The sequence below is a fragment of the Streptomyces liliifuscus genome, assembly GCF_016598615.1.
In the GTDB taxonomy this organism is placed as follows: domain Bacteria; phylum Actinomycetota; class Actinomycetes; order Streptomycetales; family Streptomycetaceae; genus Streptomyces; species Streptomyces liliifuscus.
This window is the reverse complement of the sequence record NZ_CP066831.1, coordinates 5,931,093-5,956,716: the sequence shown is the minus strand read 5'-3', so window position 1 is coordinate 5,956,716 and position 25,624 is coordinate 5,931,093. Positions and strand designations below refer to the sequence as shown.

General features: G+C 65.8%; 25 protein-coding genes, 1 tRNA gene and 1 pseudogene. 8 read left to right on the top strand and 19 right to left on the bottom strand.

Features of this window, described 5'->3' with window-relative positions:
- Positions 1-62 precede the first annotated feature (62 nt).
- Complete coding sequence (gene wblA, locus JEQ17_RS25605; RefSeq protein ID WP_055515737.1) at positions 63-401, bottom strand: transcriptional regulator WblA; 339 nt, start codon at positions 399-401, stop codon at positions 63-65.
- A gap of 408 nt (positions 402-809) precedes the next feature.
- Between wblA and JEQ17_RS25600 the strand changes: the two genes are divergently transcribed.
- The gene (locus JEQ17_RS25600; protein ID WP_200397395.1) at positions 810-3,095 is read left to right on the top strand and encodes a transglycosylase domain-containing protein; all 2,286 of its coding nucleotides are present in this window, start codon (positions 810-812) and stop codon (positions 3,093-3,095) included.
- A gap of 150 nt (positions 3,096-3,245) precedes the next feature.
- Here JEQ17_RS25600 and JEQ17_RS25595 read toward each other — a convergent pair whose 3' ends face one another.
- Positions 3,246-3,710, bottom strand: a complete 465-nt coding sequence (locus tag JEQ17_RS25595; RefSeq protein ID WP_200397394.1) for a GatB/YqeY domain-containing protein — start codon at positions 3,708-3,710, stop codon at positions 3,246-3,248.
- A gap of 143 nt (positions 3,711-3,853) precedes the next feature.
- Here JEQ17_RS25595 and JEQ17_RS25590 point away from each other — a divergent pair, with 143 nt between their 5' ends.
- From JEQ17_RS25590 to JEQ17_RS25570, 5 genes are all read left to right on the top strand, one after another.
- Entirely contained in the window at positions 3,854-4,786 is a 933-nt protein-coding gene (locus tag JEQ17_RS25590) for a metallophosphoesterase (protein WP_200397393.1), read from the top strand.
- Between the two features lie 210 nt (positions 4,787-4,996).
- Positions 4,997-5,800 (top strand): Pr6Pr family membrane protein, encoded by an 804-nt coding sequence (locus JEQ17_RS25585; RefSeq protein WP_200397392.1) that lies wholly within the window; start codon positions 4,997-4,999, stop codon positions 5,798-5,800.
- 51 nt (positions 5,801-5,851) lie between these two features.
- Positions 5,852-5,925, top strand: a tRNA-Pro gene (locus tag JEQ17_RS25580).
- A gap of 534 nt (positions 5,926-6,459) precedes the next feature.
- A complete protein-coding gene (locus tag JEQ17_RS25575; RefSeq protein WP_200397391.1) occupies positions 6,460-7,257 on the top strand; it encodes a hypothetical protein in 798 nt (265 codons plus the stop codon).
- Positions 7,258-7,334: 77 nt separating this feature from the next.
- Complete coding sequence (locus tag JEQ17_RS25570; RefSeq protein WP_200397390.1) at positions 7,335-7,517, top strand: hypothetical protein; 183 nt, start codon at positions 7,335-7,337, stop codon at positions 7,515-7,517.
- 138 nt (positions 7,518-7,655) lie between these two features.
- Here the strand turns inward: JEQ17_RS25570 and JEQ17_RS25565 are convergent, their stop codons facing one another.
- The 4 genes and pseudogenes from JEQ17_RS25565 to JEQ17_RS25550 form a co-directional block, all read right to left on the bottom strand.
- On the bottom strand, positions 7,656-9,167 hold the full coding sequence (locus JEQ17_RS25565) for a LacI family DNA-binding transcriptional regulator (protein WP_200397389.1): 1,512 nt from the start codon (positions 9,165-9,167) through the stop codon (positions 7,656-7,658).
- Positions 9,168-9,780: 613 nt separating this feature from the next.
- Positions 9,781-10,955, bottom strand: a pseudogene (locus tag JEQ17_RS25560) (DUF3631 domain-containing protein).
- Positions 10,952-11,305, bottom strand: coding sequence for a hypothetical protein (locus JEQ17_RS25555; RefSeq protein ID WP_200397387.1), 354 nt, complete (start codon positions 11,303-11,305; stop codon positions 10,952-10,954). The pseudogene JEQ17_RS25560 and the gene JEQ17_RS25555 overlap by 4 nt, the downstream one beginning before the upstream one ends.
- Positions 11,302-12,198, bottom strand: coding sequence for a bifunctional DNA primase/polymerase (locus tag JEQ17_RS25550; RefSeq protein WP_200397386.1), 897 nt, complete (start codon positions 12,196-12,198; stop codon positions 11,302-11,304). Before JEQ17_RS25550 ends, JEQ17_RS25555 begins: the two co-directional genes overlap by 4 nt.
- 296 nt (positions 12,199-12,494) lie before the next feature.
- On the opposite strand from JEQ17_RS25550, the gene JEQ17_RS25545 reads away from it, so the two are divergent.
- Positions 12,495-13,007: a DUF4760 domain-containing protein gene (locus tag JEQ17_RS25545; protein ID WP_200397385.1), complete on the top strand. Its 513-nt coding sequence runs from the start codon at positions 12,495-12,497 to the stop codon at positions 13,005-13,007.
- Positions 13,008-13,063: 56 nt separating this feature from the next.
- On the opposite strand, the gene JEQ17_RS25540 is transcribed toward JEQ17_RS25545, so the two are convergent.
- The 8 genes from JEQ17_RS25540 to JEQ17_RS25505 all read right to left on the bottom strand — a co-directional run bounded on the left by JEQ17_RS25540 (position 13,064) and on the right by JEQ17_RS25505 (position 18,957).
- The gene (locus tag JEQ17_RS25540) at positions 13,064-13,657 is read right to left on the bottom strand and encodes a hypothetical protein (protein WP_200397384.1); all 594 of its coding nucleotides are present in this window, start codon (positions 13,655-13,657) and stop codon (positions 13,064-13,066) included.
- Between the two features lie 9 nt (positions 13,658-13,666).
- On the bottom strand, positions 13,667-13,855 hold the full coding sequence (locus tag JEQ17_RS25535) for a hypothetical protein (RefSeq protein WP_200397383.1): 189 nt from the start codon (positions 13,853-13,855) through the stop codon (positions 13,667-13,669).
- A gap of 21 nt (positions 13,856-13,876) precedes the next feature.
- The gene (locus tag JEQ17_RS25530; protein WP_200397382.1) at positions 13,877-14,131 is read right to left on the bottom strand and encodes a hypothetical protein; all 255 of its coding nucleotides are present in this window, start codon (positions 14,129-14,131) and stop codon (positions 13,877-13,879) included.
- A gap of 140 nt (positions 14,132-14,271) precedes the next feature.
- A complete protein-coding gene (locus JEQ17_RS25525) occupies positions 14,272-16,497 on the bottom strand; it encodes a cell division protein FtsK (protein WP_200397381.1) in 2,226 nt (741 codons plus the stop codon).
- 126 nt (positions 16,498-16,623) lie between these two features.
- Complete coding sequence (locus JEQ17_RS25520; protein WP_200397380.1) at positions 16,624-17,007, bottom strand: RRQRL motif-containing zinc-binding protein; 384 nt, start codon at positions 17,005-17,007, stop codon at positions 16,624-16,626.
- Positions 17,007-17,657: a GGDEF domain-containing protein gene (locus JEQ17_RS25515; protein WP_200397379.1), complete on the bottom strand. Its 651-nt coding sequence runs from the start codon at positions 17,655-17,657 to the stop codon at positions 17,007-17,009. The genes JEQ17_RS25520 and JEQ17_RS25515 overlap by 1 nt, the downstream gene beginning before the upstream one ends.
- Positions 17,654-18,673 carry a DUF2637 domain-containing protein gene (locus tag JEQ17_RS25510; RefSeq protein ID WP_200397378.1) on the bottom strand — a complete coding sequence of 340 codons (1,020 nt, stop codon included), beginning with the start codon at positions 18,671-18,673 and terminating at the stop codon, positions 17,654-17,656. The genes JEQ17_RS25515 and JEQ17_RS25510 overlap by 4 nt, the downstream gene beginning before the upstream one ends.
- Positions 18,670-18,957, bottom strand: coding sequence for a hypothetical protein (locus JEQ17_RS25505; RefSeq protein ID WP_200397377.1), 288 nt, complete (start codon positions 18,955-18,957; stop codon positions 18,670-18,672). Before JEQ17_RS25505 ends, JEQ17_RS25510 begins: the two co-directional genes overlap by 4 nt.
- Positions 18,958-19,429: 472 nt before the next feature.
- Between JEQ17_RS25505 and JEQ17_RS25500 the strand changes: the two genes are divergently transcribed.
- On the top strand, positions 19,430-19,825 hold the full coding sequence (locus tag JEQ17_RS25500) for a GntR family transcriptional regulator (protein WP_200397376.1): 396 nt from the start codon (positions 19,430-19,432) through the stop codon (positions 19,823-19,825).
- A gap of 216 nt (positions 19,826-20,041) precedes the next feature.
- Here the strand turns inward: JEQ17_RS25500 and JEQ17_RS25495 are convergent, their stop codons facing one another.
- From JEQ17_RS25495 to JEQ17_RS25475, 5 genes are all read right to left on the bottom strand, one after another.
- Positions 20,042-20,551, bottom strand: a complete 510-nt coding sequence (locus JEQ17_RS25495) for a flavoprotein (RefSeq protein WP_234048368.1) — start codon at positions 20,549-20,551, stop codon at positions 20,042-20,044.
- A gap of 50 nt (positions 20,552-20,601) precedes the next feature.
- Positions 20,602-21,837 (bottom strand): helix-turn-helix domain-containing protein, encoded by a 1,236-nt coding sequence (locus JEQ17_RS25490; RefSeq protein WP_200397374.1) that lies wholly within the window; start codon positions 21,835-21,837, stop codon positions 20,602-20,604.
- Positions 21,838-22,051: 214 nt separating this feature from the next.
- The gene (gene darG, locus JEQ17_RS25485) at positions 22,052-23,143 is read right to left on the bottom strand and encodes a type II toxin-antitoxin system antitoxin DNA ADP-ribosyl glycohydrolase DarG (RefSeq protein WP_200397373.1); all 1,092 of its coding nucleotides are present in this window, start codon (positions 23,141-23,143) and stop codon (positions 22,052-22,054) included.
- 11 nt (positions 23,144-23,154) lie between these two features.
- Entirely contained in the window at positions 23,155-23,802 is a 648-nt protein-coding gene (gene darT / locus JEQ17_RS25480; protein WP_200397372.1) for a type II toxin-antitoxin system toxin DNA ADP-ribosyl transferase DarT, read from the bottom strand.
- Between the two features lie 552 nt (positions 23,803-24,354).
- A complete protein-coding gene (locus JEQ17_RS25475) occupies positions 24,355-25,605 on the bottom strand; it encodes a pentapeptide repeat-containing protein (protein WP_200397371.1) in 1,251 nt (416 codons plus the stop codon).
- Between the last annotated feature and the right edge of the window lie 19 nt (positions 25,606-25,624).

Here is a 25,624-nt window from a genome sequence, read left to right as displayed (position 1 = left end):
ACGTCACGTGGCCCCTGACGCATACGGGGCCGATGGGACCCCGGTTGCGTGCGGAGAGGCGGTCAGCCCACCGCCGCGTAGTTCTCGTACACCTCTTCCTCGTCGAGAGGCAGGATGCCCGCCCCTCGCTCGTACTCGGTACGCGCGGTTTCGAGCAGCCTGCGCCAAGAGGTGACGGTGGGCCGCCTGCGCAACAGTGCGCGGCGCTCCCGCTCCGTCATTCCTCCCCACACGCCGAACTCGACGCGGTTGTCCAGCGCGTCGGCCAGGCACTCCGTGCGTACCGGACACCCGGTGCACACCGCCTTGGCCCTGTTCTGCGCTGCTCCTTGAACGAACAGTTCATCCGGATCGGTAGTGCGGCAGGCCGCCTGCGCACTCCAGTCGGTTACCCAGCCCATACCGGCGCCGTCCTCTCCCGAATCGAGGCTCCCCCACGGCGGCAGCGGCATATTCACCGCCGCCAGTTGAGGACGTTACGGAAGGTGGGCACAGTCAACCAGCCCCTTCGGGCCCAATCTTGAATGGCCCGAATGGACTATGGGTACGCGACAGATCACCCAACGGAGTGACCCGGCGACATGCGTGACCTTCCCGGCAAACCGGGGCAGTTGAGTTGCGTCACATCGGACACCAACTGACACATGAGGCGGATTCGGGCACGTGCTCAACAAAAAAGTTGAGTTCCGACCGAAACGATTCGGGGTCGCCGGACGTATTGATACGTAGCCCTACTGCTGTGACAGTTGAGAGCAGCTTAGGCCAAGGCCTGGACGTGTGTCCGGCGAATGAGAACGTAGGCTGCCCTCATGCCAAAGAAGCGCTCGGGCGGGGGCCTGTCGTCAACACAGCAGGCCGCCAAGTTCCTCGGTGTCAGTGTGCTCGCGGGAGCCGTCATGGCCGGAATCGCCGTGCCGGCGTTCGGCGCGCTCGGTCTCGCGGCCAAGGGTTCGGTCGAGGGGTTCGACGAGATCCCGACCAATCTGAAGCGACCACCACTGAGCCAGCGCACGACAATCCTGGACAACAAGGGCGGCCAGATCGCCACGGTCTACTCACGTGACCGCACGGTGGTCGACCTCAAGGACATCTCGCCGTACATGCAGAAGGCGATCGTCGCGATCGAGGACGCGCGGTTCTACGAGCACGGCGCGGTCGACCTCAAGGGCGTCCTGCGGGCGCTCAACAAGAACGCGCAGAGCGGCGGCGTCTCCGAGGGCGCCTCCACGCTCACGCAGCAGTACGTGAAGAACGTCTTCGTGGAGGAGGCCGGCGACGACGCGACGCTGGTCGCCCAGGCCACCCAGCAGACCCTCGGCCGGAAGGTCCGCGAGCTGAAGTTCGCGATCCAGGTCGAGGAGGAGCTCGGCAAGAAGAAGATCCTCGAGAACTACCTGAACATCACGTTCTTCGGCCAGCAGGCGTACGGCGTCGAGGCCGCGGCCCAGCGTTACTTCTCCAAGTCCGCCAAGGACCTGAAGCTGGAGGAGGCCGCGCTGCTCGCCGGCATCGTCCAGTCGCCGAGCCGGTACGACCCGGTCAACGACGAGGAGGAGGCCGTCAAGCGGCGCAACACCGTGCTGCAGCGGATGGCCGACGTCCACGACATCTCCCGGGCGGAGGCCGACAAGGCCAAGAAGAAGCCGCTCGGCCTGAAGGTCAGCAAGCCCAAGAACGGCTGCATCACGGCGGTCAAGGGCGCGGGCTTCTTCTGTGACTACGTCCGCGAGGTCTTCCTGAACGACCCGGTCTTCGGCAAGACCCAGAAGGCCCGGGCCAAGATCTGGAACCAGGGCGGCCTGACGATCAGGACGACGCTCGACCCGCAGTCGCAGGAGTCGGCGCAGGCCTCGATCAAGGACCACGTCTACAAGAGCGACGACGTGGCGACCGCCGCCACCATCGTCGAGCCCGGCACCGGCAAGATCCTCGCGATGGGCCAGTCGCGTCCGTACGGCTTCGGCAAGAACGAGACGCAGATGAACCTGTCCGTGGACAGCAATATGGGCGGCGGCGCGGGCTACCAGCCCGGTTCGACGTTCAAGCCGATCGTGGCCGCGGCCGCTCTGGAGGGCGGCAAGCCGGCGAACCAGGTGTACTCGTCGCCGTACGAGATGGACTACCCGAGTCCGGTCTCGGCCTGTGACGGCAGGACCTGGAACGAGAAGGGCGTCCCGGTCGCCAACGAGAACGAGACCGAGGTCGGCCCGTACGACATGCGGGACGCGACGGCGAAGTCGGTCAACACGTACTACATCCAGCTGATCAGCGACATCGGCATCTGCCCGGTGACCGACATGGCGGGCAAGATGGGCGTCGAGCGCGCCGACGGCAAGAAGATGAACCAGGCGCCGTCGATCGCCCTGGGCACGCAGGAGATGTCCCCGCTGACGATGGCGAGCGCGTACGCGACCTTCGCCACGCGGGGCACGTACTGCTCGCCGATCGCCATCGAGTCGATCCGCCAGACCGTCGGCGGCCAGAAGAAGTCCCTGCCGGTGCCGAAGTCGACGTGCTCGCGCGCGATGTCGGAGAACACCGCCGACACGATCAACACGCTCCTCAAGGGCGTGGTCGAGGACGGTACGGGTTCGGAAGCGGGCCTCGACAGCCGGGCGAGCGCGGGCAAGACCGGTACGACGGACGAGCGTTACGCGGCCTGGTTCGTGGGCTACACACCGAACATGGCCGGTGCGGTCTGGGTCGGCGACCCGGCCCACAAGCGGAAAATGACCAACATCACCATCGGCGGTGTCCCGTACGAGAAGGTCTTCGGTGGCAAGGTCCCCGGACCGATCTGGCGCGACATGATGGCCGGTGCCCTGGAGGGCAAGGACGCGCCCCAGTTCAACCTCGTCACCATCCCGCCCAGCAACATCGGCAAGGAAGAGGACGGCCGCGGCGACGAGGACGACGGCGACCAGGACGGCAACAACGGGGACAACGGCGGTAACGGCGGCGGGAACGGTGACGGCAACAACGGCGGCAACGGCAACCCGCAGTTCCCCAATCCGACCATCTCGATCCCCGAGGAGTGGACGATCAGCGGGAACGACAACGGTGGGGGGAACGGGAACGGTGGGAACTTTCCGTAGGCCGGGGTTCGGCAGGTTGCCGTAGGCCTTGGTCTGTAGTTGTACGCCGATGGGGGCGCCCCTAGTGACTAGGGGCGCCCCCATCGGCGTATGGCGCGTGCGGCGTGCGGCGTGCGGCGATGATCCGGGCCGTCTCGGCGGCCCCGGAGCTCAGCCCGCGAGCAGCTTCTTGACCACCGCGGCGACGCGGCCGCCCTCGGCCAGGCCCGCCACCTTCGGGTTCACGATCTTCATGACCTGGCCCATGGCGCGGGGGCCCTCGGCACCGGCGGCCTTCGCCTCCTCGACCGCCTGCGTGACGATCTGCTGGAGCTCGTCGTCGGAGAGCTGCTTGGGCAGGTACTCGGCGAGGACCACGCCCTCCGCCTTCTCGCGCTCGGCCGACTCGGCGCGACCGCCCTGCGCGAAGGCCTCGGCCGCCTCGCGGCGCTTCTTCGCCTCCTTGGCGATCACCTTCTGCACCTCGTCGTCGGAGAGCTCGCGCTTGGACGTACCCGCGACCTCCTCCTTCTGGATGGCGGCGAGGGTCAGCCGGAGCGTGGAGGAGCGGAGCTCGTCGCGCTCCTTGATCGCGGCGTTGAGGTCTGCCTGCAGCTTCGACTTGAGCGTGGTCATGGGGTGATTGTCGCAGGTGTGGTGCGACGGCTGCCCATGGATTTCGGGGCACCCCCTTCAATGCCCCTCCGACGCCCGTTCGACGACCCGTCGATGGTCCTCCGATGGTCTTACGAGTGTGTGGGGTCTGACACGATGGGTTCATGCGCGCGCGATACGGAGTACCTCTGGGAATCGCGGCGGCTGGCGCCGCCGGTCTGCTCTACTCGGCGGGTTTCGAAGCCCGCTCCTTCCGTCTGCGGCGGGTGACGGTCCCGGTGCTGCCACCCGGGATGCGACCGCTGCGCGTGCTCCAGGTCTCCGACATCCACATGGTGGGCGGCCAGCGCAAGAAGCAGCGCTGGCTGCGGTCGCTGGCCGGGCTGCGTCCCGACTTCGTCATCAACACCGGGGACAACCTGTCCGACCCGGAGGGCGTGCCCGAGGTGATGGACGCCCTCGGTCCGCTGATGGAGTTCCCGGGGGCGTACGTCTTCGGCTCGAACGACTACTACGGGCCCACACTCCGCAACCCCGCCCGCTACTTGTTCGAGAAGGCCCAGGGCAAGCACGGGCTCAACGGCAACGCGCCCGCGGTCGGCGTGGTCCACAACCCGTGGGAAGCGCTGCGCGACGGCTTCGACGCGGCGGGCTGGCTGAACCTGACGAACGCCCGGGGTTCGCTGAAGATCGACGGCTTCGAGGTCGAGCTGACCGGGATCGACGACCCGCACGTCAAGCGCGACCGCTACGCGCGCGTGGCGGGTGGCCCGTCCGACTCGGCCGACCTGTCGATGGGCATCGTGCACGCCCCGTACCTGCGCGCGCTGGACGCCTTCACGGCGGACGGCTATCCCCTGATCCTGGCCGGCCACACCCACGGCGGCCAGCTGTGCATCCCCTTCTACGGCGCCCTCGTCACCAACTGCGACCTGGACACGGACCGGGTGAAGGGCCTCTCCACGCACACGGAGACGGAGTCCGGCCTGACGGCGTACATGCACGTGTCGGCGGGCTGCGGAACGAGCAGGTACACACCGGTCCGCTTCGCGTGCCCGCCGGAGGCTACGTTGCTCACGTTGGTGGGGCGGGGTTGAGGGGACCCGAGCGGGTTCCTGGGCTGAGGGCGCTGAGGGGTTGCCGGGGCCGAGGCGGTTGATGGGGGTCGGGCGGCGGGACGAAGGGTGACGCGCGGAGGTGCGTCATGGGGGTGCGTTGGGCACCCGGGGCGTGTGGGGCTGAAGCCGCACCGCCCGACCGGTTCAACCCGCCTCGCCCCTTTTGTCCGACCCGCTTAACGTGAGGGAATGACCGCCCCTCTGCCCGCAGACATCCCGGACATACCCGTCCTCCCAGGCGTGGCCGCCAACGCCGCCGCCATCGTCCCCGTCGTCCCGGCGGACGCGGTGGTCCCCCGCGTCCGCCGCCCCCTGGTCGCGGCCTTCCGCCTCCTCGTCGCGCTGACGGCGACCGCGGGTGTGGTGCTCGCGCTGGTCCTGGGCAGCCCGTCCCGGGTCATGGGCCACTTCACGATCCTGAGCAGCGTGGTGGTGGCCGCGGTGTTCACGGCCTCGGCCTGGCGGGCGTGGACGGCCCGCCGCCCCCTGCCGCCGTCCGTCACCGCCGGCACGATGCTGTACGCGGTGGGCGCGGGGCTGGTCCAACACGTGATCCTGGCGAACGGTTCGAGCGCCGTCTCGATGACGGGCGGCATCGAGACGTCGACGGGCTGGCACGCGCTCACGAACCAGCTCCTGCACACGGCGGTCCCGGTCATGGCCGTACTGGACTGGTTCCTGCTGACGCGCCCGGGCCCACTGCGTCTCCACACCGCGGCCACCTGGCTGGTGCTGCCCGCCGCGTACCTGGCCTTCACGCTCGCCCGGGGCGCGCTGCTGTCTCCCAACGCGCAGGCCCGCTACCCGTACCCCTTCCTGGACGTACCCCGGCACGGCTACGTAGAGGTCCTCGGCAACGCCACCGTCCTGGGCCTCGCCTGCTACGGACTGGCCCTCCTCCTCGTCGCCCTCGACCACATCCGCCCCGTTCCGCGCCGCCACCGACCCCCCGAAAACCGGATTTCGTCTCCGGCCACCGGTGGGCTAAAGTAAACGACGTCGCCACGAACACGGCCCACGCAAGTAGCCTGCTCAAAGCGACATCGGGGTGTAGCGCAGCTTGGCAGCGCGCTTCGTTCGGGACGAAGAGGTCGTGGGTTCAAATCCCGCCACCCCGACAGCTGTAACACCAGGTCAGGGGCCTGATCCGTGAAAGCGGATCAGGCCCCTGAGTGGTTTCTGGAGCCTCCTGGGAGAAATCTGGGAGAAGATCTTGAATGAAGGCGCCCCGGCACGCCCCTCAGCCTCCACGTCCAGGCGAGCCGTCAGGCAGGGCTCCACCCCTCAGCCGAGCCCGACGCGGGACACAAACGTCCTTGGAGAGAGCGTGGTTCGGCCGCAGAGAGCATCGCGTGGTCATTCCTGCGCAGCCGCGTCCGTGCTCCGCTCCGGCTGGCCGCCTTGCTGCCCCAGAGTGCCGACGCCCCTCAGCAGACATACGCGCCGGCAGGCGCGAGAGCACCGATGGGGCGCACGGAAAAGAAGGCGCCCCCTCCGCGCTTCCGTGCGCCAATTCAGGTTCACCCATTCCGGCGACGGGCAGCCTTGCCACGGTCATTTTCTTCGACATACTGCTGCCTTCATCTTAGCTAACCACGCAGCCTTGTCGATCATCATTTAACGTCGAGGATGCAGGTCCTACAGAAGGTGCAATGTTCGGAAAATCTTTGAATTTATTGCGAGCGATATCGCTCGTGCTCCTGCCAATCGTCGCACCGGGCTTGACCTTCGTTTGCGGGACTCAGGTACCAAGCGCTAAAGGCGTAATGAAGATCGGCTACATCACTCTCGGCGCGCTTTTCGCGATCATGGCTCCGCTGATTGCGCGAATCACCCAGAAGAACGAGCGCCGCAATGCCGTCATCAAGAACGAGGCGGTGATCTCCGCCGTGGCCGACGAGATGGGAACACTAGCCACTCGCCCCGACGAGAGAGCCAGCACACTGGCCAAAATCCAAGATCGACTCACTGCTTGCGCAGCTCAGCACGGGAGCCCAGGAGCGCGGGCAGCCTTTTTCGCCCTGCAGGGCAGGCGGCGCCTTCGACTCGTCTGCCACCACAACCGAGACACGCCACCGCGGCAACTGGAAAAGAAGGACGAAGATGATCTTATAAACGCCATGAACGGAAAGGAGATCGTCTACGTAAAAGACACCAAGAACGCTGACGGTAACCTAAGCTACAACCTCGGAGATTCGTATCGATCTGCCATCGCCGCACCCGTATACGCCGGCAACGAGCCGCAAGGGATCTTGATCATCGATGCCCCTGAAGCCAAGAAGCTAACCAAGAAACACGTCCGCGCATCCTATATTCGCGCCGTAACTCATCTACTGGGCACTGCACACGCGATGGGAAATGGCGAGCACGTCAATGGAACAGGTGTTCCCCGACAGCCTGGAGGCGCGCAGCGCGGTAAGGCTACCCCAAGTCAGGGTAAGGACAGTTGAGATGCACGAAGAGGTCCATAGGCGGACGAGTGGCCCTAACGTGTGGTGGAACTGGCACATTGTTCTGGGGGGACAGCATGCCTGAGCGTGAGGTTGAGATTATCGAGTCGGGGCGGGCCTGGATGGCTGGCGAGGTGCCCAACGACGTGTACTTCTCCAAGGTGGTTCAATCCACAGCCGTCAGCCCAGGCCAGGAGTTCCTGAACCGCCTGCGCTCCTTAATCGCGGTCATCGCCTGGTGGAGGAAGAGCCCAACGTGATCTGTGTCGTCTTCCGCGCTTTCTGATCATCGCCGGGCTTCGCTCAGCCTTGTTGGGCTGCGCCTCACGAGGAGGAGCAGCCCAACAAGGCTGAGCAACGGAGCTTGAACCATGAAGTCGGCCCAAGCCCTTGGGCGACTAGCGACGGGCTAGACGCTCCTTCAAGAGCGCATTGAGCACGGGCACCGGAGACGTCAGGCACATCGCCAGCCGGGCGTCGAGCGCCGCCTCCCACTCAGCGGTGAGGTGGGCCATGAGGTCCTCCCGCATCTGCCGAGTGATGTGTGAATAGCGCGCCTGTACCGATCCGTCGATGTGCCCCATGCGCTCGTCCATCAGCTTCGGCGGAGTACGAAACCCCTCCATACGCGTCTTGTGCGTGTGGCGCAGCCCATGAGGGGTGAGCCCCTTCGCAATGGGGACCCAACACACATCCGCCCGTGCCTGCGCGCCTCTCCCCCGCGCCGGGACACCGGGCCAGGGTTCGGCCAGTACGGGCACGGGCCGTGATTCCTGCGGTGCCTTCTTCGGGTACCAGCCTGAGGCGGCCGGCGTGAAGAGCCACGTGGCGAACCCGTTCCTTCGCCAGTGTGCCGCCTGGTCAACGGCGCCCCCGCCACGGGTGAAGCCGAGGACCTCGATGGCTTCCCGCACTCGAGATCTGGTCGCTTCGGCTACGGCATCGGGCCGGTTGAGGACGTTGGACACAGTGCCGGTGGAAACGCCGGCGCGTCGCGCAACGTCCACCAACTTCGCTCCGCTCTCCCCCGTCCGGGAGATTCCCTGCCCTCGGAACATGTACGTCTTGCCGTGGCAGGGGCACGGGGTCGGCTGCGTACGAGCAATGTGGCCAGCCCACAGACGAACGAGCCAGGGGCAAGCATCGATGGTGCGGTAGCTGTCGTCCTTAGGAGGGCAGCGCTCGAACTCTCCCGAGTCGAGTTCGTAGAGCTGCCATTCCACCCGCACGGCCGCGGGTCGGAGGAACTCGGTCTCCAGACCCACGATTTCGCCCCACCGCATACCGGTGTAGCCCTTGGTGACGGTGCCGACGAACTCATCGTCACGGCCGGAAAGGATGGAGGCTCGTTCGGCGAGCAGAAGGATGCCGAGCGGGTCTGTGACCACCTTCTCCGGTCCGCGGTCACGTGAGCGACCAGCGCGCTTGCCCCTTCCGCGGCGCTTGGTTGCGGGGTTGGAGGTGATGAGTTCCTCGTCCACCGCGTCTTCGAGGACCAGGTGAAGGGTGCCTCGCCATGTCTTGACGCTCGATACGGCGTAGAGCGCCCGTTCCTTCTTGTCCCAGGTGTCGACGTCTGTGCGCTGAATCGACGCGAGCGGACGGTCTTCGAACTCAGGGAGGAGGTGCTCTTCGAGGTGGCGACGGTAGTTCTGCATCGTGGAGGCAGCTAGGTCCTGCGCTGCGTACCACCGTGAGGCGTACTCACCGAATGTGATCTGTCCGGCCGCGGGGTCCTTCCAGCCGCCGGAACGAACCTTCGCCTCTTCGGCGTCGGCGGCTTGCTTGGCTTCGCGCTTCGTGCGGAAGCGGATGGTGTCTCCGTTGTCGTCAGCAACGGTGCCGTACCTGCCGGTTGAGATCTTGTAGCGGCCACGCCAGTACGTGCCGCGGCCTTCCGCGAACCCCATGCTCCCTCTCATAAAAAGGCGATGGGTGGGGAGCCGTAGTTACAGCTCCCCACCCATCGCGGTCTCTTCGCTTGTCAGGCGGCGTTTCGTGCGCGCCGCGGACGACGTGCCCGAAGCTGCAACACAGGTGCTTCCGACGGCGCGTGTGTACGTCGTCGCGTCGAAGTTGCGTTGCTTTCCGATGCGTTCACCGGGTCGGGACGCTCCTCAAGGATCTGGAAGATCTCTTCAACGTGCCCCTTCGTGAAGCGATAGCCGCTGCCGCCCCGGATGAACGGGATACGGCGGCGCCTCGCCTGCTCCTTAACCCACCACTCCGAGCAGTCGAGCGCCTCAGCGATTTGGGCAGGCGAGTACGTCGGAGGAAGGCTCTGGTTCCTCTGGCCCGAGTTCATGTCACCTCTTCATGGAAGTTGAGCGGACAGGAAGGGCTCGGCCCCCTTCCTGTCAGGTCCGCTACTTCCGCTACCTCCGCTACCGCCCTGGTCAGGGGCATGATCGAGGTAGCGGATAGGGGTAGCGGTAGCGGATGAATCCGCTACCGGCTCTCGGTGTGGTGCGGGACCGGTAGCGGATAAAGCGGTGCGGGTAGCGGCAAAATCCGCGCTTGCCGCTACCTTTTATAGCCCTCTGACCTGCGCGGTAGCGGAGGTAGCGGAAGTAGCGGACCCTCAGGGGGTGGGGGCAGTACCGCTCCCACGCGTCATGGAGATCCGCGGCGTAGTAGCCCTTCATCACGCTGCCGCCCGCCTTGATGTTCCGTGCCGCTACCGGGGTGTTGTCCGCGGTCATGTACTCGCGCAGCATCCGCGCCAGTCCCCGCGCGTCCAGCGGCTTGCCGCTCATGTCCGCCCATGGCGCCTCGTCGAGGCTGTGCAGGCGGTCGAGAACGGCGACGGTGGGCAGGCGGTCGATGCCGTTGAACACGTGGTCGCGCAGGTCGATCAGCAGCCGGATACCGATGCTGCCCTTGTCTCCGGCCTTGGCCGCGTTGACCAGTTCCACGCATGCCGTGCGGGCTCGCTCCGGCCACTCACCTCCGGCAGCGTCGGCAACCGCGATGAGCGGCTCCCACACGTCCGCGGGCCGGTCGGTGACCTCCGGCGGCAGCTCGGGGAACACTCCGTCGACCAGGTGCGCCACGGACTGTGCCCAGTTGGTGAGCCGGTCGCGCAGCGCGTTGCCTTCCTTCTCGTGGATGCGCTGCCGGTAGGGCTCCACCCATTCGTTTCGCGCGCGGCGGCGCATGCGGATGATGACCGAGCGGGTCAGGATCGTGTCCGGCAGCGAGCCAAGCCCTGCCATCGCCACCGCGCAGTACGACGGGAACTCCTGCACCTGCTGATTGGCTCCGTCTCCGACACAGCGCCACATCCCAACTCCGCGGCGATGCCCGGCGTTGAGAAACCCGCGCAGGGGTTCGTTGTCTCCGGCCTTGGGGCCAAAGACGGTGTCGACCTCGTCGAAGAGGATCGTGGGGCGGGTCTCCAGGGTGGAGACGGCGCGGAAGAGCACCGACGCGGATGCGTTGGCCGCAACGAGCGGCTTGGGCACCAGGGTTTCGATGATCTCCAGTGCCCGTGACTTCCCCGAGCCCGGCTCCGGCGACAGGAACGCGATACGGGGCGTGGCGTCGAAGCAGTCGAGCAGGTGCGCGTGTGCGTTCCACAGCGTGACTGCGACGTAGGCGGCTTCGAGGGGGAAGACGTTGAAGCGACGGTGGAAGGCTTCGACCTCATCGAGCAGAGCGGAGCCGTCCGTGGGGTGTGCCGGCGGATTGGCGCTCATGCCGCGGCCCTCCCTTCCTGGGTGGTGCGGAACGGGCATGCGTCGCGATGGGCGGTGTGGTCGGTGATCAGGGCCAGTACCTTCGTGCGACCGACGGCGCTGCGGTCCCTGCCGCACTGGCACTTCGAGGTGGCCGTAGGCACGGCGCCGCGCGGGGCGCTGATGTGCAGCCACGCGACCGGATAGCGGCCGTCGTTCCTGCGCGGGTCAGGGCGAAGAGCAGTGCGGACGCCTACGGCGGCGCCTTTCGGCTCGCCCACGGCCGGGCCGGGCACAGCTTGTGCGGCGGCGCGCGGACCGGACGGGGTGGCGGGAAGGCTCTTCAGGAGGGGGCGGGGAGGGGTGCTCATGCCGCCCTCCGCTGGCTGTTGCGGGCAATGGACCAGTTCAGACCGCTGCGAATGGTCGCCTCACAGGACCGCGGCGAGAGACCGGCCTGCTCCCCCGCCCACTGAAGAGCCTCCTCAACCTGCTCCCTGGGGAGGTCGCCCCACGCGATGAACCGCCCCAGGGCTCGCGCTGCCCGGAGCAACGTGGCGTTGCGCTCGCCCTCCGGGGCTTGCCGCACGGACGCGGTTTCCGCGTTCAGACCAGCTATGGCGTAGCTGGACGCTCGCACGGACGACGGTGCAGCCGTTAGTGCCCGCGAAGCTTGACGACCCGTCAGGCGGTCGCGCAGCCAATCCGGCAGCGGGGCGGGCGGGATGTCGTCGACGATCGCATAGGCGCCGGAGGGAGTGAGACTGCCGGGAGCGACGACGTAGCCACCCCACGCGCGGGTGTCGATGCGCTTGCCGAGCCGTCCGGCCGTGTTACCGAGCCGGACACCGGGCGGGGCGGTGAAGTACAGGTGGACCCCGCGGCTCGCGGTCCGCGTCGTGCGGGTGGTGGGGATGGCCTGTCCGGCGCGCTCGCAGAGCGCCGCAAAGGTCGTCACGCCGGAAGGCGTGTCCGCACTGCTGTTGCTCTTGCGCTTGGGCATGTCGAGGTCGACGACGACCAGTCCGGACGGGCCAGTTGCAATGCCGATGTTGAACGGCAAGTCGCCCCACGCATGGCGGATGCGGTCCGGGTCGATGGTGGCGCGCTCTTCCCACTTGCGGTGACCGCCCGCGCAGTCGCCAATGCCGGGGCAGACGCCCTCGCCGTGCAGGGCCGGACGCTTGTCACCGGGGCGCAGTGGGAGGACAGACCATCCGCGCTCGGCCGCGTCCAGTGCGGCGTACAGGAGGTGGCGGTTCATGCCGTCACCCCCGGCCTGCTCGATGGGATGGCATGGGCCGGGCGGCCCTCGCCGAATGACGTTCGTTGGGTCATGCTGGAGGTCTCCTGCTCTCTTGGAGGGACTGGAGAACCGGGGCGGGCGCAGGCTTGTGGTGAGACGGCGCCCGCCTCGGGTGTGTCTGCATGCAGGTCCTGAGATCGCTGATGCGGCTACCGAAGGAGTCGCCCAGCGCATTGATGGCTGAGGGCTTCTGTCAAAGCGTTCTGCGGCGGAACATATTGGCGCCGCGGGTTGACAGAAGTGGGGGCACCGACATGGTCCTGAACGTCGTGACACTGTTCGTATCGGTGACCGCATTGGTGACGTCCGCCTGGTTGGCGAGAAGCCAACTCATGTCAGCCCGTAAGTCGACTGTCCTGGCGATGATCCTGGAAGGATTCAAGGACTCCCGGGGAGACGACTACCTGGAAGCAGTTGAGTACGTGCTGTACCGGCTAGCCGTCGAACACCCACAGCCGGTGTCGTACCTGCAACTTCCAGAAGAGGCCAAGAGGCACGTGCAACGTATTGGCCTCTTCTACAACGACCTTGGCAAGCTGGTCGCCCACGGCATCATCGATGAGTCTCTGATCATCGGCTTGTATGGGAGGAGCCTGCTGCGCGCTTGGATCGTGCTGGCGCCGTTCGTGTATCTCGAACGTCAAGCGCATCGGCGCAACACCATGCCGTACTTCGAAGACATCGCGTGGCGTGCGTCCAACACACCTCCTGAGGTTGTGTATCGGAAGTTGGGCTTGCATGCGTTCCCGCCTACAGCTGCACCTTGAGTAGACGACATTGACGCAGCATTGACCTCCCGCTTAATGCCTCTCCAAGCTCAGTGCTAATTGCCGGCTTCAATGGCGGGCAGGCCCGCGTCGGCGAGGGCCTGGAGGTCGAAGCCGGGCAGCGCGGCGCGTGCGGTGAGTGCCTGCGCGAGGGATTCGGCGTAGGCGGCACCGGTGCGGGCCACCTCGATCTGTGTGGTGCCGCGGATCGTCTCGACGCGCTCGATGTGGGCGTATTCCTCGCGTCGCTCGCTGACGTGTCGCTCGTACGAGACGCGTGTGCGGCGGTCCTGTCGCCAGTACCGGGCGGCGAGCCCGTAGGCGATGGCGGTCGCGAGCACCCACAGCAGGAGCGGCAGCGACATGCCGTCGGCGTATCCGGCGACCCCGGCCAGGGCGAGCCCGCCGGAGGCGGCGAACGCGGTACCCGCGATGACGGGGTCTCCGGCGCGGCCGATGCTCGCGCACGCGCCGGCCGCCGCGGCGGCGAGGGAGAGCGCGGTCATCAACACGGCGTTGCCGAGGGAGTGTTCGGCGCCGTTGGCGTTCCAGATCCGGGCCAGGATCAGCACGGTGGAGGTGGCCAGCGCGGGTGCGGCCTTGGGGGCGATGAGGGCGAGCCAGTGGCGCGCCACGATCTGTTCGTTCACGGCGGTCTCCTACAGGTCCGGGAGCGCGGTGACGAGGGCGCTCATGAGTTCGTTGACGGTGGTGGCGGCGCCGGTGGAGGCGAGGTAGAAGCCGAACATCACGGCGACGAACGCGGAGCCCGCTCCGAGGGTCTTGGAGCGCAGCAGCATGAACAGCACGAAGCCGAAGAGCAGGGCGAGTGAGATGGTCACGGCCATAGGGATCGGTGTCCTTCCGGGTCAGTCGGCGGTGCCCGCGCGGTGGATTCGCGCGGCGCGGTTGTAGATCCAGCGGCCCACGCGTATGCGCTTGCCAGTCGCGCGGCAGCGGCGGCAGTCCTTGCCGCGCTTCATGCGGCCCTTGCGGTCGGTGCGCATCGCGAAGCCCCAGCCGGAGCACTTGCGGCAGTTGCCGAACGGCGAGGACGCACACACAGCGACGTAACAGAAAGTCACGCCGAGAATGAGGGTGATAGCGAGCAGGGCAGGGGTCATGACGGGCCCTCCGGGCGGGTTTCCAGGGTTTCCGCAGGTGGGCCGCTATCCGCTAGCGGCCTGATCACAGCAGGTTTGGGGCGCTAGCGGGGTCGCTAACGTTAGCGGGGTGTGCCGCTAGCGTTAGCGACCCCGGAGGATTAGCCCGCGTCCCGCTTTCCGTTACGCTCCGAAATCGCGGCTGTGATGTGGGCACGCTCGATGCCGCGCCGGTTGACGACCTTGCCGTCCACGCGGCGGCCCACCTGGATGGTGGCGATGCCATGCGGCTTCAGAGCCGCGTTCAGCGCGTCGGGGTCCCATCCGTCGTAGACCTCCGGCCGCAACTCGGCGAGCCGGGACACGATCGTCTCGGACCACACCTTGGGCTCCGCGGCGGGCACCACGGCGAGGATGTCGGCGAGCAGGTCGTACGCGCTCGCGACCGTCTCCGGCTCCTCCCCGAGCGCGTAGCCAGAGAGTGTGCCGGCCGTTTCACGCACCTTGCGGGCGCGGGCGGCGACGCTGTCCGCTGCGGGTCCGTCGACGTAGGCCGAGCCCACGATCCGGGCGTCCGAGCCTTCACCGACGAAGTAGTGAATGCCCTTGTCACCCCACGCGAACATGGTCGCCCGCACCCCGCGCTTGTACGCCGACGTGCCCAGCACCATGTCGTTCTCCAACTGGCCCATGACCTTCAGGCACCAACGCGCCGACGCGTTCGCGGAAATGCCGGTGGGCAGCGCCTTCGCGTCGGGGCGCTGGGTGGCGAGCAGGAGCACGATGCCGGTGGCCGGACCGCGCTTGACCAGGTCGGTTGCAATCTCCTCGAACTCATCCTTGTGCTTGGGGTGCTCGAACAGGACCTGGCACTCGTCCACCCCGATCACGATCGGGTGCAGACCGAGGGAGCGCTTGTCGGCGAGTTCGCTGGTCACCTTCGACTCCGGGCAGATGTCCCGCGGAAGCGAGCGGATCACCTTCGTACGGCGCCGCAATTCCTCGCGCAGCGCCCGGAAGTCGTTCAGCGCGTACTCGATGGCGTCGTCATCGTCGCCCGCGGCATGCCGGTGGGAGACCGCGTTGCCGACCGGGTCCAGGTCACCGGTGCCCTTCATGTCATAGGTGTGCAGCTCCGCGCGCGGGTCCAACGCCGCGATGAGCAGCAGCAGACGGAGCAGGAACGTCTTACCCATGCGCGGGATGGCGCCGATGATCCCCGCGATGTACATGAGCGTGACCTCGACCCAGCGTCCGCGCTGGTCGGTGCCGTAGGCGACCGGCTTGAACAGGTTCACGATGCCGCTGGTCAGCAGCGGCCACTTGGGCTTCTTCGCGGTCGACATGTCCTGATCCCCAACCCACAGCACCAGGTGCCCGGTGTGCTCGTTCGGGACCGCTTCGGGCCACACGCAGCCCAGCGGCCGGCGCAGACCCGACGCGAGCCGGTCCCGGCGCTCAATGACGTCGGTGACCGTCACGCCGTAGGGGAGGTTCCCCTCAGCGCGCCAGCCGGGACCGTCGCGGGTGATCGGGGCGGTGAACTCGAACCCATCCCGCCCCTTGCCCTGGGCCTGGTTGATGGCGGGAATGCCGAGCGAGCCGAGTGCGCGCAGCACGATGTCACTGGTGAGCTTCACGGCCTTGGGCAGTTCCACCGCCTTGTGGATGACCGGGTCGTCGGCCTTGCGGCCGGCGTAGCCGAGCGCCATCGTCACCGCGCCGACCGACACGGCTTGCAGCCAGTCGGGGGCGAGGACGTAGATGGCGAGCGCGGAGCCCAGTCCTATGAACATCGCCAGCACGGCCACGAGGGTGCGCAGCCGGACCCGACCGTCCCGCTGCCGCGAGAGCTTCAGGTACTCGGCCGCGTCCTCGCGCCGGACCGCAGCGAGTCGGACCGGCTCGCCCTCACGGTCTGCCACCCACCGCATCGTGGCGCCCACGAACTTCGCGGCGCCGGACGGCGCTTGGAAGGTGAGGCGAGCGGCATAGACCGGAGAGCGCAGCGCGTGATAGCCGACCGAGTGGGCGTAGTGGCGGGCCACCCACGCCGACGCGGTCCGCAGCTCCGCGAGCGACTTGAGCCACACAGGGACGACCGGACGGCGCTTGGCGGCGAGCAGCCGACCGAGGTAGCCCGGACCGGCCGCCTTCGCGGTCGGCTGGTCGACCAACACACGGGCGGTCGGGTCGCCCGACTCGGTACCCGACCGGTCCGGCGCGGAGTCGGCCGACGGGTTGGCGTCGGGTCGGGCGGTCGGGTCGGCCGACTGCTCGCGGGCGGATCGGGCCTTGTCGAGGTCGACTACCTCGCCCCCGGAGTCGGCGGTCATCTCGGCTTCGAGTCGGTTGAAGAGTTCGTTGTCGTCGTCGGGGTGCTTCACTGACAGTTCCTTCCGAAAGGGAGGGTTGAGCGGGCCCGGCCGACGCTGTGGAAGGTGAGCGGTCGGGCCCGCGGCTTGCATCGTCGGCCCCCGGAAGGGGCGCAACTATCACGACCTTTTGGTAGTTCAGGCGGCGCACTGTTCTTCGAGGGCGATGCACAGACCGCAGATGCCGTACGAGGTGGGGATGCAGTAGCCGACATCGATCCGGCAGCTAGGGCAGGTGCGGCGGGAGAGCATCGCCAGCGCGAGCGCGCCCCACTTGCGTGAGGTCATCGGGCGGACCGGCTTGGCCAGGTCCTCGCGGTAGAGGTAGGCGACCCGCACGCCACCGGCGCGCCGGTTGACCCGCATCACCTGCGCTTGTATCGGCTGCCCACCCGGCCGCAGCCCCTTCGCACGGAGCTGCCGGCGAGTGGCGTAACCATCCGGGGCGAGGCGCCACGGGTAGGTGGGCACGCCGTGAAGCGCGCCGGTCGGGCCGAAGCACTTGCTGTAGACGGCCGACATCAGGCCGCCACTCCCACGACCGGCACCGCGGTGCGGGCGCCGGTGCGGCCGGAGCGGCGGCCGGTGACGGTGGCGAACAGCCGCCCCAGTCCCGCGCGGCGCAGTCCGGCGCGGCCCTGTTTGGCCGCGTACATCGCCTCATCTGCCCGCCGCAACAGCCCCGACAGGTCATCGGCGGGGAAGTCGGAGGCGCGGACCCAGCCGAGCGAGACGGTGATGTGCATGTCCGGGTCCTGGTCTTCGACCGGGCGGGCGAGCACGCCGTGCAGTACGGCGAGCAGGTCACCCGCGGTCCCGTGGTCGTCGATGACAACGGCGGCGAACTCATCGCCCCCGAGCCGTCCCACAACCCCGGACGGGCCGACATGGTGAGCAAGGCGCTCCGCGGTCGCCTTCAACAGGGCATCCCCGGCAGCGTGGCCGTGGGTGTCGTTGATCTGCTTGAAGCGGTCCACGTCGGCCAGCACCACCACCGCGCGCGAGTCCTTCAGCAGGGCCGTGGCGCGGCGGGTGAACCCGTCGCGGGTGCGTAACCCGGTGAGCGGGTCACGCCGTGCCGTGTGCAGGCGAGCGCGCAGCCACCACACGTGGACCGCCCAACCCGCAGCCAGGGGCAGCGTGGACAGCAGGACCGTGGTCAGGGTGCTCACGCCGCCGCCCCCTCGCCGCTGTCGTCGGTCGCGTCAGACGGACGCGAATCGGTAACGGCGTTGTCGACCGCGTGCAGCGGGCGGCTGTCGGCGCGCTCGGCCTTCAGCGCGTCGCGCAACTTGCGGGCGTTGGTGGCCGAGCAGTGCACCGTGGTGCGGACTGCTTCCGCGTTCAGCTCCGCATCCGTCCATGTCGCGGTGAGCTTGCGCGCCTCGCTTAGCAGCACCTCAAAGGACCGCTGCGCTGTGCCCTTGCCCTTCGGCTTCGACTGTCGATGCGGGCGCGGCGTGGCCGCGGGCGGTTGTGCCGGCCGATTCTCCACCGGCGCCGGTACGGCAGTGTCCTGCTGGGTGGCGGGGGCAAGTTCGCCCGTGCGCAGCATCACGCGCTCACGCCGCGGGGTCTTCCAACGCCACTTCCAGCCGAACCGCTCATACAGGTCCGCCCGGGCCAACAGCCGCTCCCGCTCGCAGGCAAGCGCCACGCTGTAGGAGGTGACCTCCCACAGCGTCATGCGACGCCACAGCGCGAACGTCGACAGCGGCGCGAGCAGCCAGCGGGAGAACCTGATCTTTTCCATGCGGCGGCCGGTGGCCGCGCCGATGCGAACGGCGTAGATGTGCGCGCCGATCTCTGAGAACACCACCCACAGCAGCGGCATGGTGCCGTGCGCAACCTTGGCCCACACGTCGTGTCCGGCGGCGACGTTGAGCCCGCAGGTGATCAGAGTGAGCACCCAGGGCACGAACCGCACCCATGCGAGCGCCATGTCCATCCGGATCAACAGCAGGTTGGCCACGGTGAACACAGGGATAGCTACGTCGATACCAACCGGCAGCATCCACGCCTCGCTGAACCCCCAACGGGCCGCAGCCTCGGACACGGCGTCGAAGGAGGAGATCAGACCGAGCGCACCGACTCCGGCCGCGGCGAGCGCGCCGACACCGGCAAGCCCCATTTCCGGGCGGGTCAGCGGCGGCACGGCCGAAGACTCGATGGTCTGCACGGTCGTCATGCCGCCACCCTCTTGCGTGCCGTGCGACGGCGGGCGGGGCGGACCATGGGGACGACGTCGAACAGGTCCGGGTTCTCCTCGATGACCTGCGCGGCCATGCGGATCAGGTCATCGGGAAGGTCCGGGTCATCGGCGAGGATGTCGCGCGCCGCGTCCTCACGGGCCGCGCGCTCTTCGTCGCTCTCGCCCTCGACCCCGAGCCACAGCTCAACAGGGGTGCCAAGGGCCAGTTCCGCGAAGTCCTCGGGGGAGATGGCCTGTTGTCGGCCAATGTACGTACGCATAAAGGCTCCTGAAGTGGGAGGGACATGGAGCCGGAGCAGCCACAGGCGTTTGGTGAGACGGTGGCTGCTCCGGAAGAACCCGAGCCGCAGCGCGACAGGGGAAAGCGCCTCAGGCGGGATTCGATCCCGCGCCCTTCACGGCTGGATACCGAGGCTGGAAACATGCGCGGTCACAGCCGCGCTGCCGTCTTTTCGACTCGGGGAGACGGGGCCCACCTATGCAGTTCTCAAGGGACGATCAGCGCGGGGCCCGCGGCGTGCGGCCGAAGCCGCCTTCCGGCCGCCGCAAGCAGCAGCCAGACGGGCAATCCCGTTCCATTCGTGCAGGTCAAGCACTTGCGAGGTGCAGCCCGTGAAGCCCTTCCGGACTCCCCGTACCGCTCTGACTTCAGATTGACCTAGGTCAATCTTACTGTCAAGGGGATGCGAGGAAGGATCAGAGATTGACCTAGGTCCGGTTACTCTCGATGCCATGGACCAGAGCCCTGAAGCGCCAAAGCAGACGCCTACGGCCAAGGAGATTGCGACGGGGTTCCGCGAGAAGATCGTGGGCCCCGATCGCGAGTACGAGCCGGGTGACCAGCTCCCAGCCGCTCGCAAGCTCGCCAAGGAACTTGGCGTGCAACTCATGACTGTTCAGAGCGCGTTCGGCCAGCTTCGTGACGAGGGACTGGTTCTCACTCAGCAGGGCCGCGGAACGTTCGTCCGCGATCCTGCTGTGCCCCTCGGCACCGAGCCGGGCAGTAGCCCCGCGTTCAGCGCTTTGGCGGCAGAGCTCAGCACGATTCATGACGCCCTCCACTCGCTCGGGGAGCGTCTAGATCGGCTTGAGCGGCTCGTGGGCAGCGAGACTCCACCATCGCCGTGAGTTCGTCCGCGCGCCTCAGCAGTCGTTCGACCTTGACGCGCGCCTCGCTCAAACTCGCTTTGATCAAAGCGAGTTCAGCAGGAGTCATGCCTTCCGGCTCGCCGCTTCGCTCATTGATCCCTGACATGCCAATGAGCATGCAGCCGGGAACGGCAGAGGACCCGGACAGACTGTCCGGGTCCTCTTTCCTTGCAGGTCAGGAGAGTTGACGACTCGTCATCGAGTGGCCTCATCGACCGTGTCGAGCACGGTTGACCACGGGAGTGTGCGGCCCGCCGGCGCTTCCCGCGGCTCATACAGTGGCCACACGTCCGGGCCCTGGACGACGTGCACACCTCCGGCGCGAAGGGTGTCGATGTGGCGCTGCCACGACGGGTGGCGAGCGTGCGCCGCGTTCACCCGAGGGAAGACGACTACGGGCAAACCGAGGGTGCCGATTGCCTCTCCCACCTGTGTCAGTGCCTGGTTGTCCATCAGGCCAGTCGCGAGCTTGGCAACCATGTTCGCTGACGCAGGGGCGACCACGTAGCAGTCAACCGGCGGGTGCGGACGGGCCTCGCCGGGCAACCGCGGCTCATCGCGCACGGGAAGACCGGTCAGCTTCTCCAGCCGCTCGACCTCACCGCTCATCCGTAGCCATTGACCTGCGGTCGGCGTCAGCGTGACGGCCACCTGCCATCCACGGTCCATCGCGGGCTCAACCAAACCGGTGCGCAGCGCTTCCACACCTCCGGCCGCTGAACCGACGACTCCCAGCACCCCGCGCCTGCCTGCGCTCACTGCACCGCCCTGCACCGTTGAGCCATCACGAACACCTCGGACGAACGCGAGCCACCCGTTACCGGAGACTGCTTGACCAGGTCTCGCAGCGTCTCACGCACTCTGGGATTGTTGCGTACGAGCTGCGGTGATGTGCGCTCAGCAGCGCGGAGCTCCGCGAATGCCTCATCGCCCTGCCCGCTGAGCGACAGGGCTCGCGCGAAGTCGATTCGGTGCGACACACTTCGTTCTTGCGGCATGTGGTCGACATTGATCCGGCCGTGTTCCACCACATACGACACGTTGTCGAGATCCAGCTCAACGGACAGCCGGTGAAGCAGGACGTTCGTGGGCCCAAAGCCGGTCTGCCAGTAGTTCTCATCCGACCCGAGGTCATCCGCGAGTTCCTCGGCTCGGTCCAACAGGCCTGTTGCGGCCGGCCGGTCCTGATGACGTGCCGCTGCCACGGCGGCTCGCAGATGGATCATCCCCAGCAGACTCAGCGCCGCCGGGTCGTTGTCTGCCACCCGAGACGACAGCCATGCGGCGGCTGTGTTGCCCAGCTCCAACGCGTCGTCATACCGGCCGTTGGCCAGCAAAGCGTGTGTACCGGACCGTGCGGCCGACGCCAGTACAAGCGGGTCGTCCGACTCGTCCGCGGCACGCATCGCGCGCTCGGCAGCGAGCCATGAGATGTCCGATTCGCCAATCTTCGCGAGCGTCGTCGCGGCGAGGTGGTGAGTGCGAGCCGACACGGCCCAGCAGTCGCTACGGTCCTCGCCACGCCGTGCCGCTCGCTCCTCCAACTCCTGTGCGGTCTGGAGGAGTGCAGGCAGCGCGGCGATGACGCTGCCGAGCCGCCCACCCTGGTAGTCGTTCCACGCATGCTCCACACGCACGGCCACAGGTGCAGGCGTAGGGAGCTGTACCTCAGCCTCAGGGCCGAAGAGCAGACGAGACAGCCGGCTCGGGCTCATGAGCGCGTCGCGCACGGCCGGAACGTCGTCGTGCTGCCTCTCGTCCTCCATGAGCACGGTCTGACCGAGTAGATCCCCGAGGGGAACACGCAGGATGCGCGACAGCTCCGCGAGCATGTCAATACGGGGCGACTTCCGGCGCCCCGTTTCGATCTTCGCTAACCAGTCGGTGCTGTAGCCGACCAGTCCAGCCAGAACCTCTTGCGTATAGCCGCGGCGCTTGCGGTAGAACGCGATCCGCTCGCCGATGCTGAGGTGATCTCCGAGACCACGCATTGCGTGCTGCCTCCTGCTGGTTGTGGGGGCTGGTTTCACGGTACAGAGCCGGTGATGAGGTGGGTAGTTCGCCTTGCTCACCATCAGAGCCAGTACGAGCGTGACGGGCCCAAAGCAAAGAGACCCGGACACTGTGTCCGGGTCTCTGATCTCGTGTTTTCGCACTCTCCGGCGCGCAACGCGAAAGCCCGCGCCACAGCTTGCCTGAGGCTACTCAGACAGAGAGTGCGTCCAAGTGCTTCGCTTGCAGACGTTTCCAGGCAACCGAAACGTGCCGATCAGTAAAAATCTCCGCCTTGCGACGACTCCACTTCTGGAGCGTGTCAATGACAGCGCTTTGTGGGGCGTCAGTCCCAAGTTCATGAATGACCCAATGCGTCGTGCACAGCAGTTCAAGGCCATACGGAGAAGCAAATCCATCGATCAGCTCAAGGACCTTATCGATAGATTCCTTTAGCTGTACATCGTGATGCTCTTCGATCCAGGAATCCGCAGAAGCTTTCGCATCCCGCGTGAGCGCGATGGGGTGAAAGTCGAGTACACGCTGAGTTCGGTCCCCATATCCCCGAACCAAATGGCCCTCCATCCGCTGAAGCTGATGATTCAGGTTTTCAGCGTAGGGGCCGTATTGCGCTTTCTGGTACTGGAGACGCATAGGTGTTCCGACAGCCTGAAGCAGATACATAAGCTTCTGGAGTTCGAGTAGCGATGCCCCATTAGGGGCTTCTACGCGCTCTGACTTTGCCTGCTCGACGTAGCCACTCAACAGAGCTACGAGTGCAGCCCTTCCCCGGGTCATGTTTGGCGCGCTCGTACGAACCGGCATCAAATCAGGCGCCGGGGCACCTGTTGGGGGGAACAGCAACACCTTGACCGATGGCAGAGGCTCGAAAGCAGCGTGAATCATGGGACGGACATCGTCCCAATTGAGGCCCCCATTTCCGCAACCCAAAGCGGGAATTGCAACGGACTCAATGTTGCACTTCTTTATTACTTCAACTAGCGCGTCGAGACCTGCTTGGATGTCTTCGATGCGCGACTTGCCGCGCCAGTGACGTTTTGTTGGGAAATTCAGAATGTACCGTCGGGGGCCAAGATGGTGAGCGTCATGAACGAAAATTTCACCGACCCTGACTTCCCCTCGGTCACAGGCAGCCTTGTACTGCTTGAAGTTCTCGGGGAAAGCTTGTTTGATCTGGAGGGCAATACCCTTCCCCATGACGCCAACAGTATTAACAGTGTTGACGATGGCTTCCGCGTCCGCTTCAAGCAGGTTTCCTTGCGATTCTTGGATCACCGTCGCCACCCCTCCACTCATTAGTAGTACCACTCAGGATACACCATCACGGGAATTGAGACACCGTGTTCAGCGAGAATATTTCGAGCTTCTCTGGCTCGATTTTCATTGTGGACAACTATTGAAGCCACGAGAGAGATTGGGAAGAAATCGTGCACTAGGTACTCAGCCTGGCGTCGACTTGCCCGGTTCGGGTCCTCAGGTATGTCGTTCCACCACTTCTGAGTCATCAGTGGCCAGTCAATCAGCTTCTCGCAAAGCTCGACATCATCGGAGTGGAAATCGACGAACGTGGCTCCCGCGTTGCCTTCAGTGAATACGGCAGGAAGACCGGAATTCCTTGCGGCAGTTAGGGTCGACGTCAAGTACAGAACTGGCTCTTGACCCTCCCGATAGGTCGGTACGTTGCCGTAATTAATAGAAGCAAGCATGGGGGACCGGTAACAAAAATAGAATGGGACATAATCTGCGGGAGTGCCGCCGGGGCCACAGTCGACTGAGGTCGTACGTCGACGCTGCTTAATGCCGGGCATTCCAATATCCGTGTCGGTAAGATTTTTTCGGGCAGAAGAATTGTCGCTAAACAGCCCCCCTTGGTCGAGAATTTTTGGAAGGTTCCGAATATGCGTGATGTGATAAATTGGCCTGTTGGGTACCAAATTCGGCACTTCTGCGGCTCCTTTGGCCAACTGTCCGCCATGGCCGGATCAGTCTACTACCTGGAGTGCAAATCTGGTCACAGTCCGCGATAACCCACCCAAGTAGAAACTTGGCGGATCATAACGGCACTGAGTCGTCGTGGGCAGGGGGCGGCAGGCAAGGCACCCGTGCAGCAAAGTACTTGATGGCTCTGACATCGCTCCGGTTCGAGGAGCCCGGAAGGTCGCTGCGTTGGCAGACGGCGCCGTCCTTGGGTCGTCTCACGGCCACTACGTACGCCTGACGACGACCACCACCAACGGGGGTCAGCTCTCTAGGTGCCGACCCCCGTCCAAAGCGCGCTGGGGGCCAAACAGGGGGCCAAACGCGGCAGTCAGAGGGGGACTCTCATGGACAGTGACGGACGACCACTCCGCTGAGAGCACGGGCCGAACCTCGCCCAAGGGACGTCACGAGGGGTCCTGATCGCGTTCGGGACGAAGAGGTCGTGGATTGAAACCAGGCGCCCCATGCCCTACTCATATATGTGGGTCACCTTGATTCGTAATCAGTTCAAGACACTAAGGTAGGTGTGCTCCATCCCAGATGGCCGTTTTCCGGTCGGTACCGTCCAACAGCGCTCCACTGAGGTCAGCGTTAGTAAAGTTCGTTCCAGCGAGTTTCGTCGCTGGAATTCCCTGATCATTATCTTTGCTGAGATCAGCTCCCATGAGGAGTGCATCCGTCAGATTAGCCTCACTCAAGTCGGCGCCGGACATTTCTGCACCTTCGAGGTCAACCATTGCACCGTCTTCTCGCTCGAAGAGGTTGGCACCACTGAGATCAGCTTCCGTTAGGTCCGCGTCCTCAAAGTCTGCTCCATCCCACCAGACACCATGTAGATCCGTTCTGAGAAAATCACACTCTTCGAAATCCCCATCACTCAGAATAGCTTCAGACATCTGGGCACCATCGAACCAGGATTCCTCAAAATAACCACCTTGCAGCTCCGCACGAGTCAGGTCAACGCCACGCAGATCTGCATTGTAGAAGTTCAGGCCAGATAGGTTGGCTCCGGCAAGGAAAGTGTCTCGTAGGTTTATTACTGGATCTGCTTCTGAATCTAGCTGCCGCGACCCCAGCACGGTGAGTGCAGCTTGCACGTCATCGGCAGGCCGACTTTTCACGTCCTTTCGCATTCGCTCCGCCTGTGCTTTCGCAGGCATCTTGGCATGCTCACGAACATAAGAACTCAGGACTTCGACCAGCGCGGGCTGTTCACGCGGAGAATCTCGCATAATCCGCTGAATGGCAAAGATGGTACTGGTTCTAACGTTGATGGACTTATCACCCAGATTGGCGATCGTCTCGTTGTAGCTAGAGGCGACTTGATCGCGCTCTGTGAGCCTCAGCATGTCTTTAGCCTGGCTGATCGTCACTGCTGTGAAGCCCAGCGCCAGCAGCGCTGGAACCGTGGGCAGCGCCGTCGCTATAACCACGTACCGCTGCCAGCGGCCCGAATCAGCTGTAGGTGCAGTCACCGCGGGCCCCGGGGCAGGAGCTGGCCCCGGCGCGGGTGCGCCGCTGAGCATGGAATGGTCGAGTAGCACAAGCCACCGCGAGTCATGAAGCCGGTCCTGAACAGTGGCGAGCAACTGTATGAGCATGGGCAAGGCGGTGGTGCCATCCCGCAGAACCTGGCCCATCGCCTCATGAAGGACTCTGGCTACCTGCCCAGTGTGCTCTTCCAGTTCGGCACGGCGATCAGAGTCGGCTGGCGGGCCTTCCCGAGCGAATTCCTGCAATCCTGCGCGCAATTCGGCGATGCGCATATCAAGAATCGACGTTGCC